Genomic DNA, 14,644 nt, shown 5'->3' on the forward strand with positions numbered 1-14,644 from the left:
ACCCTTTCGCCCCTCGCCACCCTCCATCCACTCCACGATGCAACTCCAGGACAAAGTCGCCGTCGTCACCGGCGCGAGCCGGGGCCTCGGCCGCGCCTTCGCCGAAGCCCTTGCCGCCAAAGGGGCCACCGTCTTCGGCCTCGCCCGCAGCGAAGACGCCCTCAAGGACCTCCACGACGCCCTCGGCGACGCCTTCCATCCCGTCGCGTGCGACGTGCGCGACCGCGACGACGTGGAGCGCGCCTTCAAGACGGTCCAGGGCGAGGCCGGCCGCTGCGACGTGCTGATCAACAACGCGGGCCTCGGCCGCTTCGGCCCGGTGGAGGCGTACGAGGACGAGGCATGGAACGTGATGATGGACACGAACGTCGACGGCCTCTTCTTCTGCACCCGCGCCGCGATCCCGACGATGAAGGCGCAGAACGCGGAGGGTGGCTTCGGGGGGCACATCGTCAACATCGCCTCCGTCGCCGGCCTGCTTGGCAACCCGCACATCAGCGGCTACAACGCAACCAAGTTCGCCGTGCGCGGCTTCTCCGAGGCCATCATGAAGGAGTTGCGCGAGGACGGGATCAAGGTGACGTGCGTCTACCCCGGCTCGGTCGAGACCCACTTCGCCGACGAGGCGGGGACGAGCGGCTCGGCCAACCCGATGCAGCCCGAGGACATCGCCGACACCGTCGTCCACGTCCTCGAAGCGCCGGACAACTACCTCATCTCCGAGGTCATGATGCGCCCGCTGCGCCCGAAAGGCTGATGCGCGTGACGAACGACGAGCGACGAGCGACGAACGGGACGGCGGTTGCCGAGGCTCCGGTTCTACGTGATCCTGAGACGGTGGACCTGGCGTACCCGCCCGATCTGTTCTCATTCACGGTCGAGAGTGCGGGCGAGCGGCTGCTCGGGTGCATCTACGTCGCCGACGGGCCGGGGCCGCACCCGACGGTACTGCTCCTCCACGGCTGCCCCGGCAACGAGCGCAACTTCGACCTCGCACAAGCCCTGCGGCGCTGCGGGTTCAACGTCGCCACGATGCACTACCGGGGCTCGTGGGGCAGCGGCGGGGCCTTCTCGATTACCGGGGCTCTGGAAGATGTGCCGGCCACGCTCGCGTTTCTCCGGCAGCCGGAGACGGCCGCAGCCTTCCGCATCGACACAACACGGCTCATTCCGGTCGGGCACTCGATGGGCGGCTTCGCGGCGCTCATCGCGGCGGCGGCCGACGAGCGCGTCCCAGCCGTGGCCGCCCTCGCGGCGTTCAACTTCGGGCTCCACGCTCGGCTGATGGAGCGTGTCCCGGAGGTGCGCGCCCGCACGGTCGCGGCGCTCGGCCCGCTCGTGCCTCCGCTGCGCGGCGCGACGGCGGAAGGCCTCACCGAAGAAATGGCTGCGAACCAGGGTGCGTGGGACCTCCTCGACCGGGTGCCCGCGCTGGCGAGCCGACCGCTCCTCCTCGTCGGGGCCGCGCGCGACGACCTCGCAATCCCGTCGCTGCACCACCGCCCGCTCGCCGAGGCGTTCGGTGACGCCGGGACGGCAGCGCTCGCCGAGACCACGTTCGACGACGACCACGTCTTCTCCAGCCACCGCATCGCGCTGGCCCAGGTCGTTGCGTCCTGGCTTGGCGCGGTGACAGCCGAGCCGTAGCGGTCCGATGCAGACAGCCTGCGCCATCGTGGGGGGAGGTCCGGCCGGAGCGGTGCTCGCGCTCCTGCTCGCCCGGCGCGGCGTTCCCGTCGCGGTCCTCGAAAAGCACGCCGACCTCGACCGCAGCTTCCGGGGCAACACGCTGAACCCGGCCGCGCTGGAGATCCTGGCCGACGCCGGCCTCGCTGAGCGCATCCTCGCGCTCCCGCACGCCAAGACCTCCCACTTCACTGCTGTCGACGCCGCCGGCGAGGTGCGGTTCGCCGACTTCGGCACCCTCGCCACGCCCTTCCCCTACGTCCTCCTGATGCAGCAGGCCGACTTCCTGCGGCTCGTCTTCGAGGAACTGCTCCGCTACCCGCACGCCCGCCTCGTCACCGGAGCCGACGTGCAGGCGCTGGTCGAAGAGGACGACGTCGTGCGCGGCGTGGTCTACGAAAAAGACGGAGTGCGGCGCGAACTCCGCGCCCCGCTCACCGTCGCCTGCGACGGCCGGCACTCGGCGCTCCGCGCCCGGGCCGGGCTGCGGCCGAAGCCGTACGGCGTGCCCATCGACGTGCTGTGGTTTACCCTCCCGCGGTGCCCCGGCGACGAGCAGGAGGCCGGGGCCTATTTCCGGTTCGGGCGCGGCACCATGCTGGCGCTGATGGACGCCGGCACGCACTGGCAGGTCGGGGCGATCATTGCCAAAGACAGCTTCCCCACGTTCCGCGCGCGCGGCCTCGACGCCTTCCGCGCCGGCATCGCCCGCACGGTGCCGGCTTTCGCCGACCGAACGGGCGTGCTCCAGAGCTGGCGGCAGACGGCGCTGCTGCGGGTGCAGATCGACCGGCTCCGGCGGTGGCACCGCCCCGGCTTTCTGTGCATCGGCGACGCGGCGCACGCGATGAGTCCCGTCGGGATGATCGGGATCAACCTGGCCCTCCAGGACGCGGCCTGCGCCGCCGAGCGCTTGGCCGGCGGCCTCCTCGCGGGACGGGCGGACGAGGACGACTTGCGGACCGTGCAGCGCCGGCGCGAGGGGGCCGTGCGGCTCGTGCAGCGCGCGCAGGCGCTCGCCCACCGCCTCGTGCTGGCCCCGATGCTGGGCGCGCCCGAGCCCCGGCTGGCTGCGCCCGTGCGCTGGCTCATGGCGCAGCCCGCGCTCCGGCGGCAGGCGTCGCGGCTGATCGCCTACGGTAGGCTGCGCTGACGGGCAGCCACAACGAGCGAGCGCCTGCGACGGAAGCCACAGGCGCTCGGTTCGGAGCAGGAGAAAACCCGACTACGGAAGCGACGTGTCCTCCTCCACCGGGGGGATCACCTCGGCTGGGGCGAGGGTGACGCTGTACGCCTCGCGGTCCGAAAGCGAGACCTCCAAGACGAGCTCGGTGTAGGCCGCGTTGGCCTGGCCTTCGGCCGTGCCGATCACGACCCCGCCGCTGACGAGGTTGAACGTGACCTGCCTGTCTGCGTCGACGTAGCCGTCGATGCCGAACGCGAGGCGCTCGAGGGGGCCGCGCTTCCCGCCCTTGGCCGGCGTGAACGCGCCGGCGCCAGCGATCCGCACCTCGGGGCCGCCGTCCGCAGCCTCCGGCAGACCGACTGGGCCTTGCCGGAAGGCGAACTGGTGCTCGCCGGAAGCGTCTGTTGCCTCCCACGAGGCGTAGAGCGAGCCGAAGTCCGGGGCTGTCACGACGGGAGCGGTGACGCCTGATGTCTCTATGGTGGGGCCAACGAGGTCCTCGGCGCACCCGGTTAGGGCAACGGCGCTGAGGAGGAAGAGTGTGAGATAGATACGCATGTTGTGTGGTATGTGAAGCTGGAGTGATGTTGGAGTGTAGCCCCCTCTGGAGGGGGAGGCAGCGAGTCCTCAGGCAAGCCCGCCAGGTGAGGCTGGCAAAGGGAAAGGCTATTACCGAGCCGCCCCAGGGTCTCGATTTGAGACCCAGTATCAGTCGCTAAGACCGTAACGGCCGTCCACCATGAGCGGACGTACAAAGCCGCTGTCGACATCCTAGTGCCAAGGCCGGACCCAGAACCCTCGCGCGCCGCGGGTAGGAACGACATCGCGCGGTTCCACGCACCCGACGGTGCCGCTTTGCCAGCCGTATCTTCGACACTCTCGGAGCCGTCGCTTAGCCCGGCCTCTCCTCACCCCACCCCAGCCCCATGCTTTCTACGCCTGCCCTTTCATTTTTCCTCCTCCAAGTAGCACCCGAAGGCGGAGGGCTGGTAGGGCTGCTCCTCCCCTTCCTGCTCGTCTTCGTCGTCTTCTACTTTTTCATCATCCGCCCCCAGAAGAAGCGGGAAGACACCCGCAAGGCCATGATCTCGGCCGTAAAAAAAGGCGACCGGATCGTAACCATCGGCGGCGTCCACGCGACCGTCACGAAGGTCGACGAGAACAGCGTGCTGGCGCAGGTGGACGACAATGTCAAGCTCCGCTTCGACAAGAACGCCGTCGCCTCGGTGCAGACGAAGGACTAGAGGATTGGAAGAGCGGAGGGCGGGAAGCGCGGAGGACTCCAGGAGCCAGCGCCGAGCCCGTCTTCCGCTCGTCCGCGCCTCCTCTCTTCCCCTCTTCTCCCCGAACCCGCCGCCGGAGGCCTCGTTCAAGCGGCCAACCTACGCGCTGCGCTATGCCGACTGACCGACTGCTCTTCGACCCCATTGAGGACGCCCTGGAGGACCTCCGCGCCGGCCGCCTCGTGATCGTCGTCGACGACGAGGACCGCGAGAACGAGGGCGACTTCATTGGGGCCGCCGAGGCCGTCACGCCGGAACTCGCCAACTTCATGGCGAAGCACGGGCGTGGCCTGATGTGCGTCTCGATCACGCGCGAGCGCGCCGCCGCCCTCGCCCTCCCGATGATGGAGCAGGTCAACACCTCGCTCCACGACACGCCGTTCACCGTCTCGGTCGACTACAACCGGGGCACGACGACGGGCATCTCGGCCGCCGACCGCGCCAAGACCATCCGCGCGCTCGCCGACCCCACCGCGAGCGCGAGCGACTTCGCCCGGCCCGGCCACATCTTCCCGCTCCGCGCCCAGACCGGCGGCGTCCTCCGCCGCGCCGGCCACACCGAAGCCGCCGCCGACCTCGCCCGCCTCGCCGGGTTCGCGCCCGCCGGCGTGCTCATCGAGATCATGAACGACGACGGGACGATGGCCCGCGTCCCCGACCTCCGCCGCCTCGCCTCCGCCTTCGACATGCGGCTCATCACGATCAAGGACCTCATTGCCTACCGGATGCGGACCGAGGCGCTCGTCGAGCCGGTCGCCGAGGTCGAGATGCCGACCAAGTTCGGGCGCTTCCGGCTTCACGCCTTCGAAGAAGTCCTTACGGGAGCCGTCCACCTCGCCCTCGTCAAAGGGGACTGGACCGAGGACGACGCGGTCCTCACGCGCGTCCACAGCCAGTGCGTCACCGGCGACATCTTCGGCTCCAACCGCTGCGACTGCGGCGACCAGCTCGCCACGGCGCTCCAGCGTATCGAGGCCGAGGGGCAAGGGGTCGTGCTCTACATGAAGCAGGAGGGGCGCGGCATCGGCCTGCTCAACAAGCTCCGCGCCTACAAGCTGCAAGAGGAGGGGATGGACACCGTCGAGGCCAACGAGGCCCTCGGCTTCAAGCCCGACCACCGCGACTACGGGACCGGCTGCCAGATCCTCCGCTCGCTCGGCGTGCGCAAGCTCCGCCTGATGACCAACAACCCGACCAAGCGCATCGGCCTCGCCGGCTACGGCCTCGAGATCACCGGCCGCGTCCCGATCGAGATCGCGCCGAACGACGACAACGCCGACTACCTCCGCACCAAGCGCGACCGCATGGGCCACCTCATCCTCGGCGACGGCCACGACGCGGAGGTCCTCGGCGGCCTCCTCGGAGACGAACCCGCCAATCCGGCCTGATGCGTTTTCTTTTCCTGCTCGCGCTCGTTGCTGCGCCGTCCGTCCTCGCGCAGCCCGCGACTCCGGAGGCCGCGACCCCGGAGGACGCAGCCGCGCAGCTCACAGCCGCGTTCCAGGCGTCCGACTTCGAGCGCGCTGCCAGCCTCATGCACCCGGACGCGCTCGCCAGCCTCAAAGGGTTCGTTGGCGAGATCGTTGCGCTCGACTCGTCGGGCATGGCTGCGATGATGTTCGTCGGAGACGACGATCCCGAAGCGATTGCGGCGCTATCGCCGGAGGAGGTGTTCGCCCGCTTTCTTGGGTCGGTCTTCGGGATGCAGCCGGAAATCGGGGAGGCCCTGCGCAGCATGGAAGCCGAGATGATCGGCCATGTGATGGAGGGCGATTCGCTCGCGCACGTCGTGACGCGAAGCTCGATGTCCATGATGGGCGCGAGCGTGGTCCAGACGGACGTGGTGACGACGAAGCGCTACGGGGACGAGTGGCGGGCGCTGCTATCGGGCGACATCTCGAACCTGGTCGAGGGCATCCGGGCCGGGTTCAAGGGGGAGAAGTAAGGCCGCCTGGCCGCGGTAGTCTCGGGTCCAGGCGCGGAGCCTATCTTCATACAGGCGCATCTCCCTCTGCCTGCTCTCCCTTCTGCTCCAGTGACTCGCTCTGTCCCCTTCGCCCTGCTGTTCGTAGCCCTTGCACTCTTGGCCGGATGCGGCGAGGACGCGGCCGTGCCGAGCGGCGTAGCCGACCGCGAACCGGCAGCCCTCGCTCGCCTCGCTGTCGAGGCTGACTCCACTGCAGACCGGTCGTTCGTCTTCACCGACCGGACCGGGACCTACTTCTTCGACGCCCTCGCAGGCGTACCGACGGACCCGGCGATGGGCCTCACGGTCGGCGGGTTTCGGATGCTCAGCGGCTGGCGGTGGCACTTCGTCGAGGACTCGGTCGGGGTCGGCCCGGGCCACGTCACGGGCGGGGTCGTGCGGCCGGACTTCGCGGCGCGGACCTACCGGCAGGCGGACTCGTCGGGCTTCTTCGCCGGGCTGCTTCGGGCGGTGCGCGGGCCGGCGCTCAGCGAACTGACCGAGACCGTCGCGCTCGTGGACGGCGCGCTCCTGGTCGAGGTCGCCGACAGCGTCGGGACGCTGGAGCTCCGGCCGCTCGTGACGGACCGGCGCGGAGCAGCGGAGTACAGCGTGCAGGCTCAGGGCGACGCCCTCCTCATCGCCCGCGGCAACTACCTCGAACCGCGCGCGGGCAGCCCGCGCCCCGTCTGGCTCGCCGTGGCCGCGACCGACGGGACCGTGCGGACGAGGACGGCGGAGGTCACCGACGCCCTCGGCATCCGTGAGCGGGGCCTCGCCGCCGGGGCGGTCCGCTTCGCCACACCCGGCACCGTCGCGTTTGCGACGGGCAACACACCGGAGGACGCGGCGGCGGCGGTGCGGCAAGTGCTGCGGCAGCGCGAGGGGCTGCGGGACCGGCAGGTCGAGCGGCTGGCCTCGGCGCTCGGCGGCCCTGCGATTCGGACCGAGGACGAGGCCTTCAACCGGGCCTTCGACTGGGCGCGGCTCTCGCTCGACGCGCTCGTCGTCGAGGACTCGACCGGCCTCCGGCTCGTCTCCGGCCTGCCGGGGGCCGACAACCCGCGCGGACGCTCAACGTTGGCTGCGCTGGAGGGAGCGTTTCTTGCGACAGGCCAGTGGGAGCGGGCGCGGGCGCTCCTGACCACCTTCGGCCGGGCGCAGCGCCGCGACCGGCGGATCGACCGCTTCGGGCGCGTCCCGAACGAGTTCGCGGGCGGCCAGCCGCAGTTCACGACGGTCGACGCCACGCCGGTCTTCATCGGTGCCGTCGGCGACTACCTCCGCACGACGGGCGACCGCTCGCTCATCACCGACAACACGGCCGAGTTCTGGACGCGGACGGTCTTCGCCACGCGCGGTCTGTTCGGCGACACGGCCTCGCCGGACGGGTTTATCAGCAACCGGGCGGGCGAAACCTGGGTGCAGCCGTTCGACGGGCGGGGCCGGGTGCCGCGCACGAACCGGTCGGTCGAGGCGCAGGGACGGTTCTACGAAGCGCTCCGGGCGATGCAGCCGATCGCGCGCGTCATGGGCCAGATCAGCGGACGTCCGACCTCGGCGCAGGCCTACGGCGACAGCGCGGCGGTCCTCCAGCGCCGCTTCGAGCAGGCGTTCGTCGACGGAGACCGCGTCGCCGACTTCGTCTCTGCCACCGGGCAGCCGAGCGACCAGCTTCGCCCGAGCGCGCTCCTCGCCCTCCGCGCCTTCGACCTCGACCCCGAGACCGAGCGCCGCGCCCTCGCGCGTCTGACGGCCGGCCTCGTCTACCCCTACGGCGTCTCGACGCTGCCGCAGTCGGACTCGCTCTTCTACCCCTACCTCAACGCCTCCGACTTCTACGAGCCGGCGGCGGCGCGCTACGACGGCACGGTGTGGACGTGGCTCACCGGCCCGCTCGTCTCGCTCCTCGTCGAGCAAGGGGCGACGGCTGAAGCCTACGCCCAGACCGAGGCGCTCCAGCGGCTCATCCTCGACCGCGGCGTGGTCGGCGCGGCGGCGGAGAACCTCGACGCCCACCCGCGCGAGGGCGAGAGCGAGCCCGACCTCGGCGGCGCGCCCGTGCAGCCGTGGACCCTCGCCGAGTTCATCCGCAACGCCTACCAGGACTACGCGGGCATCCGCTACCGGAGCGGCAGCACGGTCGCCCTCGAACCGCACCTGCCGGAGTCGTGGGGCGAGACGACGGCGACGTTCCGGCTCGACGACGGCGAGGTACGGGCCACGATGGAGCAGAGCGGCAGCGAGCTGTCGGTCCGCCTCGTGCCCTCGGGGCGGCTGCCGCGCGGGGCGACGGTGCGGGTGCGAGCGTTCGGGCAGATGAAGGCCGTGCCGCTTGCGCGCGTGCAGGGCGACACGCTCGTCGTCCCCCTCGACTCGGTCGCCGTCACGCTCTCGGCGGACGCCGTCACCGTCGACGGCGAAGCCGTGCAGGCCGACAGCAGCTACGCCGTGCCCGAGGCCGCGGAATTCGCCTTCGCCGAGCCCAACCTCCGCGCCGAGTACCCGGTGATGCGCCAGGTCAAGCGCTCGCGCGTGCTCGGCCCGCCCCAGGTCAGCCGCACCAACCCGCTCTCGATCCCGATCCTCACCCGCACCGACCCCGACGGCGACGACTGGGGGACGACGGCGACTTACACCTACCCGACCACGATCCCCGAGCGCACGCTCGACGTGAGCTACCTCGAAATCACCCAGGACGACTCGACGCAGTACGTCCGCATCGAGTTCGCCGACGTGGCCGACCCCGCCGCGCTCGGGTTCCAGCCCGCGCTCGTCGCTCTCGCCTTCGACACGGCCGAGGGCGGGAAGACCGACGTGGGGCGCAACTCGGGCTACCGGTTCCCGGCCTCGAGCGGGTTCGAGTTCATCGTCTTCGTCGGCGACGGGCTGCGGATCGAGGACGCGCGCGGCCGCGTGCTCGGCGAGTTCGGCGACATGGGCGGCGCGCTCGTCTCGGCCGAGGAGGGGGCCGTCACGTTCTCGCTCCCGAAGTTCGTCCTGCCCGAGCTCGAGCGCGGCGCGGGCGTCACGCTCCTCGTCGGGGCCAACGACGAGAGCGGCGACGTCGGCGCCTTCCGCTCCGTCCGCCAGAGGGCCGACGACGGCGTCGGCGGCGGGAAGGTCAACGAGGGCGACCCCAACATCTTCGACGTGCTGAGCGCCCGCGTGGAGGGCTGAGCGGCACGGAGGGTCGAAAGCGCGGATGGGGAGCGAGAGGGTGCCTGCTCGAAATTCGTAGCTCGCTACTCGTCATTCGTCGCTATCATCCGACAGGCACCTCGCGCCCCGCCTTCTCACCCCTCCAGCCTATGCGCTCCTTTACCCTCTCCAGCACGCCCGCCACGCCCGACCCGATGGCGTCGGATCCGATGATGCCGACCCCGGCCCCTGCCGACCCCGCGGCTGCCGAAGCTGCGGCGGCCGACATCCTCGACGGCCTCAACCCGGTCCAGCGCGAGGCCGCGTCCACGACCGAGGGGCCGGTGATGATCGTGGCCGGGCCGGGGAGCGGGAAGACGCGGACGCTGACCCACCGGATCGCCTACCTGCTCGCGGCCAAGAAGGCGTGGCCGAGCCAGATCCTCTCGCTGACGTTCACCAATAAGGCAGCGAAGGAGATGCGCGAGCGGGTCGTCCGCCTCGTCGGCGAGGCCGACGCGCGCGGCATCTGGATGGGGACCTTCCACTCGGTCTTCGCCCGCCTCCTCCGCCGCGAGGCCGAGCGCCTCGGCTACACGCGCGACTTCTCGATCTACGACACGGCGGACTCCGAGAACATCATCAAGAACGTCCTGGGCCGCTACAACGTCGACCCGAAGCGCTACACGCCGCGCTCGATCCGCAACCGCATCAGCGGGGCCAAGAACGGCCTCGTCAGCCCGCAGGAGTACGCCCGCCTCGCCGCCGACCCGTTCGAGGAGGTCGCGGCGAAGGTCTACGGACCCTACAACGACGCCCTCCGCCGCGCCAACGCCCTCGACTTCGACGACCTCCTGATCAAGCCTATCGAGCTGTTCCACCACCACCCCGACGTGCTGGAGCAGTACCAGGGCCGCTGGAAATACCTCCACATCGACGAGTACCAGGACACCAACCACGCCCAGTACAGCCTCGCCAGGATGCTGGCCGCGAAGCACAAGAACCTCTGCGTGGTCGGCGACGACGCCCAGAGCATCTACGCCTTCCGCGGGGCCGACATCCAGAACATCCTCTCGTTCCAGAAAGACTACCCTGCCGCGACCACGATCCGGCTGGAGCAGAACTACCGCTCGACGGGCCGCATCCTCCGCCTCGCCGACGCCGTCATCAAGCACAACGCCGACCAGCTCGACAAGGACCTCTGGACGGACAACGCCGAGGGCGAGCACGTCGTCCTGATGGAGGCGCTCTCGGAGCGCGACGAGGCGCAGAAGGTCGAGCGCCGGCTCCGCGACCTCCACGTCCGCCACGGGGTCGGCTACCGCGAGGCGGCGGTGCTCTACCGGACGAACGCCCAGAGCCGCTCGCTGGAGGAGGCCCTCCGGCGCGGCGGCATCCCGTACCGCATCGTCGGCGGGCTGTCGTTCTATTCCCGGCGCGAGATCAAAGACGCCCTCGCCTACCTCCGCCTCGTCGTCAACCCCAACGACGCCGCCTCGATCCGCCGCGTGATCAACAACCCGACGCGCGGGATCGGGGCCAAGACGATGCAGACCGTCGAGCGGTTTGCCGCCGCCGAAGGCCTCACGCTCTGGCAGGCGCTCGAGCGGGCAGGCGACACCGGCGTCGGGCCGCGCGCGGCCAAAGCCATCGAAGGCTTCACGTTCATGATCGGCCGCCACGCGGCGAAGGCCGGAACGGCCCCGGCCGACGAGATCGCGCGCGACCTCCTCGCCGAGAGCGGCCTTCTCGCCGCGCTCCGCGAGGAGAACACCGTCGAGAGCCTCGCCCGGTGGGAGAACGTCCAGGAACTCATCTCCGCGATCGCCGAGTTCGGCAACGCCGCCGGGCCGGAGCACACGCCGACCCTCTCCGAGTTCCTGCAGCAGGTGTCGCTCGTCACCGACGCCGACGCCGACGAGGGCGACCCCAACCGGGTGACGCTGATGACGCTCCACGCCTCGAAGGGGCTGGAGTTCAAGGTCGTCTTCGTAACCGGGATAGAGGATGGGCTCTTCCCGCTCGCCGTCGCCGCCCAGGACCCCAAGGAGCTAGAGGAAGAGCGGCGACTGTTCTACGTCGGCGTGACGCGGGCCGAGGAGCTGCTCTTTCTGTCGTACGCCCGGAGCCGCTACCGCTTCGGCGAGCAGCAGCCCGGCATCCGCAGCCGCTTCCTCGACGAGGTCGAGGTCGACGACGTGATCCGCACCGAGGCCGGGCGCTCGTTCTCCGGCAAGAAGGGCCGGTTCTCGGTCAAGGGCGGCTCGACCGGCTCGTTCGGCGAGATGGACCCGCACTACTACCGCCAGAGCCTCCGCCCGGACCAGCCGAAGCGCTCGCGCCCGAAGCGCGCGCCCGAGCCCGAGGGGGAGCGGATCGTCTACGACGAGGGCGAGGCCGAGATCGTCCCCGGCGTCCTCGTGGAGCACCCGACCTTCGGCGAGGGCAAGGTGCTCGCCGTCGAAGGCCGAGGCGAGCGGGCGGCAGCGACGGTGTTCTTCCAGTCGGCGGGGCAGAAGAAGCTCAAGCTCAAGTTCGCCCGGCTGCAGGTGGTGGGGTAGGAACTCGGCTATGATAGTTCGACGTACACGAGCGTGAAATCTGTACGCCAGAAGCACGATACCATGCAAACCAAGCTCACGCTCCGGCTCGACGAAGAGCTCATCCGCGAGGCGAAGGCACTTGCACGGCGTCGGGGCACGTCGGTCTCGAAGCTCGTCGCGGGGTACTTCCGGGCGCTCACGCAGCATCCGGGCGAAGCTCCTGAAGAGGAGCCGCTGCCGCCGCTCACTCGCTCTCTCATCGGCGCGCTAGCCGGTGCGGAGGTCAGCGAGGAGGACCATCACGCCTACCTCGAAGAGAAGCACCAGTGAGGGTGCTCCTCGACACCAATGTGGTGCTCGACGTGCTACTGAAGCGTCAGCCCCATGCGGCCGATGCCGCCTGGCTCTTCGGGCAGGTGGAACGGGGGCATCTAGACGGGCTGCTCGGAGCGACGACGCTCACGACGATCCACTACGTCGCCCGTAAGACGCTGGGCGATGCAGAGACGCGTGGACACGTTGGGACGCTGCTCCGACTCTTCGAAGTGGCCCCGGTGACGCGGGCCGTGCTCGAAGATGCTCTCGCCCTGCCGTTCGGCGACTTCGAGGATGCCGTGCTGCACGAGGCTGCGCGCCACGCCGGGGCAGAAGGAGTCGTCACCCGCAATGTCGCAGATTTCACGAGGGCGTCGCTCTCCGTCTACACACCGAGCGAGTTGCGAGCCGCGCTGCAACAGGACGCCGGCTAAAGCCCCTCGTCTCTGTGCCGTTGAGGGCGACCGTGTTCTTCCAGGCCGTCGGACAGAAGAAGCTCAAGCTCAAGTTCGCCCGGCTGCAGGTGGTGGGGTGAACGATCCCTCCGCGGACGGCCTCGCGCTTCGCTAGGCGGCCTGGCGCATCGTGCCGATGGGCTCGGCGAGGACGGCCGTGAACCCGTCGACGTCCTGCTGGTCCAGCAGGGGCTCGATGATGGCCAGCAGCTGGCTCACGCACGACGCGCGGTACATCAGGTCCTCGCGCACCTCGCCCGCGGCGCCGAGGCGGTACTGGACGAGCGCGTTGAGCTTCGTCCACTGGCACTTGAGCTCGATGTAGTGGAGCGCCAGCATCCGTTCGAGGTCGGCGTCGTCGTCCACGTCGCGGGCGAGCTGGAGTACCTGGTTGCGCAGGCCCCGGGCGTAGGCGAGGGTCGCCTTGACTTGCGAGGGGACGGCGTCCTCCCAGCCCGCGAGCGTTTCCTGCCAGGCGGCGTCGATCTGAGGGTCGGTGAGGACGTCTTGGATGAGGGGAGCAGTCAGCATGGTCACGGCGCTGAGATCAATGGGGGCGATGCGCGTCTCCCTAGCAAAGACGGTACCCGAACGCCGCAGCGAACGCGGCCTCGGGTGGGCAGGGGTCGGGGGGTAGATTTCCCCTGGGAATCGGTAGAAACGTTCGAATCGCTGCAGCCTCCACGGGCGGGCTGGAGAGCGCGAACGCCGCAGCGAACGCGGCCTCGGGTGGACAGGGGTCGGGGGGTAGATTCCCCCTCGAAACTGGTAGAAACGTTCGAATCGTTCTGGCCCTCATCGGCTGGCTGAAAACGGGGCCAGTAGATTTCGGAAGGGCCGAGGTGGAAACCGCCCAGCCCGTGGTGGCTGTGGAGCAACGTGCAGAAACCTGGTGCCGTTCATCTATAAGGTCAAAAAAGCTAGGTAGGAGCGACGGATCCCGGGGCTTGCCCGGCGCGGAGGGCGCCAGGGCGAGGCGCACGCCCTCGACGCAGGCGGTGCGCGACCGACCACCTTGGTCCACCGCTTGTATGCGGCGGGCCCCACACGCAAGAGGCCCATGCCTGCCGACTGGCACGCCTGTGCCGGCCTCGTCCTTTGCCCCGCTTACCTGCGCTTTCATGACTCATACTTCAACCCAGGACCCAGCGCTGCTCACAGATGCCTTCGGTACAAGCGACCCGGTCATGCTGCTCGACCTCGTACGCTCTATGGAAGGGCAGCTCGCCGAGCTCTACGGTGGCGCAGCAGCCCAGGCCGAGGCCGAGGAGAGGCCTGCGGACCTTCCCACCCTGTACGCCGCTGTCGGTGTCACCTCGGCGACCGAGCTCACCGACCTCGTGCGCTCGATGGAAGAGCAGCTTGCTGCGCTCTACGACGCCCCGGCCGACTGAGCCGGCATCCGCCCAGAGCGTCCGCCTCCACGTCCCTTTTTGCTACGAACACCCATTTCACCTATGACAGAATCGCGAGCGCCCCTGGAGTTGCTCGAGCGCGAGCTGGGCACGTCCGAGCCCGAAGCTATCGTTGAGCTCGTCCGCTCGATGGAGCTTCAGCTGATCGACTCCTACCGGGAAAAGGAATACGCCGCTGAGGGCGACAAGCCCAGCCAGTACGAGCGCATCGCCGGCGAGCTCTACGCCTTCTACCTCGACCGCGACCGCCTGCGCGAACGCTACGGCGTGGACACAAGCGAAGACCTCGTGGCCCTCATCGACAGCATGGAGGCTCAGCTCTCCGACCTCTACGACACCGGCGAAGAACAAGCCAGCGCGGCCCCCGCCGAGTCTGGGGAGGCCCTCAAACTGCGCCGCGCTGTCGAGATGATCCAGCGCGAGCTGAAGGTGTCGTCGGCCGACGATGTCGTGGACCTCGTCCGCTCGATGCAGGAGCAGCTCACCGAGCTCTACCGGGACAAGGAAGTCACGGAGGCCGCGATGGCGGCAGTCGAGGAGGGCGACCCGGTGCAGCAGCTCCAGGGGCTCTACGCCAAGCTCGAGGTGCTCCAGCGCGAGCTCGGCGTCGAGGAGCCGGCCGACATCGTCGAGCTCGTGCGCTCGATGGAAGAC

General features: G+C 69.7%; 14 protein-coding genes. 12 read left to right on the forward strand and 2 right to left on the reverse strand.

Annotated elements, in window-relative coordinates; translation table 11 throughout:
* Window positions 1-37 precede the first annotated feature (37 nt).
* From AAGI91_14275 to AAGI91_14285, 3 genes are read left to right on the forward strand one after another with little or no spacing between them, the layout of a single operon-like run.
* Window positions 38-757, forward strand: a complete 720-nt coding sequence (locus AAGI91_14275) for an SDR family NAD(P)-dependent oxidoreductase (protein ID MEM1043779.1) — start codon at window positions 38-40, stop codon at window positions 755-757.
* Window positions 757-1,647 carry an alpha/beta fold hydrolase gene (locus AAGI91_14280; GenBank protein MEM1043780.1) on the forward strand — a complete coding sequence of 297 codons (891 nt, stop codon included), beginning with the start codon at window positions 757-759 and terminating at the stop codon, window positions 1,645-1,647. Before AAGI91_14275 ends, AAGI91_14280 begins: the two co-directional genes overlap by 1 nt.
* A 7-nt stretch (window positions 1,648-1,654) precedes the next feature.
* Window positions 1,655-2,839 carry an FAD-dependent oxidoreductase gene (locus tag AAGI91_14285; protein MEM1043781.1) on the forward strand — a complete coding sequence of 395 codons (1,185 nt, stop codon included), beginning with the start codon at window positions 1,655-1,657 and terminating at the stop codon, window positions 2,837-2,839.
* Between the two features lie 72 nt (window positions 2,840-2,911).
* Here AAGI91_14285 and AAGI91_14290 read toward each other — a convergent pair whose 3' ends face one another.
* Entirely contained in the window at window positions 2,912-3,430 is a 519-nt protein-coding gene (locus tag AAGI91_14290) for a hypothetical protein (GenBank protein ID MEM1043782.1), read from the reverse strand.
* 368 nt (window positions 3,431-3,798) lie between these two features.
* Here AAGI91_14290 and yajC point away from each other — a divergent pair, with 368 nt between their 5' ends.
* The 7 genes from yajC to AAGI91_14325 all read left to right on the forward strand — a co-directional run bounded on the left by yajC (window position 3,799) and on the right by AAGI91_14325 (window position 12,554).
* Complete coding sequence (gene yajC / locus AAGI91_14295; GenBank protein MEM1043783.1) at window positions 3,799-4,116, forward strand: preprotein translocase subunit YajC; 318 nt, start codon at window positions 3,799-3,801, stop codon at window positions 4,114-4,116.
* A 152-nt stretch (window positions 4,117-4,268) separates the two neighbouring features.
* Entirely contained in the window at window positions 4,269-5,543 is a 1,275-nt protein-coding gene (locus AAGI91_14300; protein MEM1043784.1) for a bifunctional 3,4-dihydroxy-2-butanone-4-phosphate synthase/GTP cyclohydrolase II, read from the forward strand.
* The gene (locus AAGI91_14305) at window positions 5,543-6,100 is read left to right on the forward strand and encodes a hypothetical protein (GenBank protein ID MEM1043785.1); all 558 of its coding nucleotides are present in this window, start codon (window positions 5,543-5,545) and stop codon (window positions 6,098-6,100) included. The genes AAGI91_14300 and AAGI91_14305 overlap by 1 nt, the downstream gene beginning before the upstream one ends.
* Before the next feature lie 90 nt (window positions 6,101-6,190).
* Complete coding sequence (locus tag AAGI91_14310; GenBank protein ID MEM1043786.1) at window positions 6,191-9,301, forward strand: amylo-alpha-1,6-glucosidase; 3,111 nt, start codon at window positions 6,191-6,193, stop codon at window positions 9,299-9,301.
* 131 nt (window positions 9,302-9,432) lie between these two features.
* Window positions 9,433-11,823: a UvrD-helicase domain-containing protein gene (locus AAGI91_14315; GenBank protein MEM1043787.1), complete on the forward strand. Its 2,391-nt coding sequence runs from the start codon at window positions 9,433-9,435 to the stop codon at window positions 11,821-11,823.
* A gap of 63 nt (window positions 11,824-11,886) precedes the next feature.
* On the forward strand, window positions 11,887-12,135 hold the full coding sequence (locus tag AAGI91_14320) for a DUF6364 family protein (protein ID MEM1043788.1): 249 nt from the start codon (window positions 11,887-11,889) through the stop codon (window positions 12,133-12,135).
* Between the two features lie 2 nt (window positions 12,136-12,137).
* A complete protein-coding gene (locus AAGI91_14325; GenBank protein ID MEM1043789.1) occupies window positions 12,138-12,554 on the forward strand; it encodes a PIN domain-containing protein in 417 nt (138 codons plus the stop codon).
* 132 nt (window positions 12,555-12,686) lie between these two features.
* Here the strand turns inward: AAGI91_14325 and AAGI91_14330 are convergent, their stop codons facing one another.
* The gene (locus tag AAGI91_14330; protein ID MEM1043790.1) at window positions 12,687-13,106 is read right to left on the reverse strand and encodes a hypothetical protein; all 420 of its coding nucleotides are present in this window, start codon (window positions 13,104-13,106) and stop codon (window positions 12,687-12,689) included.
* Between the two features lie 590 nt (window positions 13,107-13,696).
* Here AAGI91_14330 and AAGI91_14335 point away from each other — a divergent pair.
* Window positions 13,697-13,969 carry a hypothetical protein gene (locus AAGI91_14335; protein ID MEM1043791.1) on the forward strand — a complete coding sequence of 91 codons (273 nt, stop codon included), beginning with the start codon at window positions 13,697-13,699 and terminating at the stop codon, window positions 13,967-13,969.
* A gap of 63 nt (window positions 13,970-14,032) precedes the next feature.
* On the forward strand, window positions 14,033-14,644 hold a 612-nt coding region (locus AAGI91_14340; GenBank protein ID MEM1043792.1), incomplete at its 3' end, for a hypothetical protein.

It is taken from the genome of Bacteroidota bacterium, assembly GCA_038746285.1.
Lineage (GTDB): Bacteria > Bacteroidota > Rhodothermia > Rhodothermales > JANQRZ01 > JANQRZ01.

Excerpts from the sequence above, each read along its gene's own strand:
- AAGI91_14275 (MEM1043779.1), top strand. The coding sequence starts at position 38 with ATGCAACTCCAGGACAAAGTCGCCGTCGTCACCGGCGCGAGCCGGGGC.
- AAGI91_14280 (MEM1043780.1), top strand. The coding sequence starts at position 757 with ATGCGCGTGACGAACGACGAGCGACGAGCGACGAACGGGACGGCGGTT.
- AAGI91_14285 (MEM1043781.1), top strand. The coding sequence starts at position 1,655 with ATGCAGACAGCCTGCGCCATCGTGGGGGGAGGTCCGGCCGGAGCGGTG.
- AAGI91_14290 (MEM1043782.1), bottom strand. The coding sequence starts at position 3,430 with ATGCGTATCTATCTCACACTCTTCCTCCTCAGCGCCGTTGCCCTAACC.
- yajC (MEM1043783.1), top strand. The coding sequence starts at position 3,799 with ATGCTTTCTACGCCTGCCCTTTCATTTTTCCTCCTCCAAGTAGCACCC.
- AAGI91_14300 (MEM1043784.1), top strand. The coding sequence starts at position 4,269 with ATGCCGACTGACCGACTGCTCTTCGACCCCATTGAGGACGCCCTGGAG.
- AAGI91_14305 (MEM1043785.1), top strand. The coding sequence starts at position 5,543 with ATGCGTTTTCTTTTCCTGCTCGCGCTCGTTGCTGCGCCGTCCGTCCTC.
- AAGI91_14315 (MEM1043787.1), top strand. The coding sequence starts at position 9,433 with ATGCGCTCCTTTACCCTCTCCAGCACGCCCGCCACGCCCGACCCGATG.
- AAGI91_14320 (MEM1043788.1), top strand. The coding sequence starts at position 11,887 with ATGCAAACCAAGCTCACGCTCCGGCTCGACGAAGAGCTCATCCGCGAG.
- AAGI91_14330 (MEM1043790.1), bottom strand. The coding sequence starts at position 13,106 with ATGCTGACTGCTCCCCTCATCCAAGACGTCCTCACCGACCCTCAGATC.
- AAGI91_14335 (MEM1043791.1), top strand. The coding sequence starts at position 13,697 with ATGACTCATACTTCAACCCAGGACCCAGCGCTGCTCACAGATGCCTTC.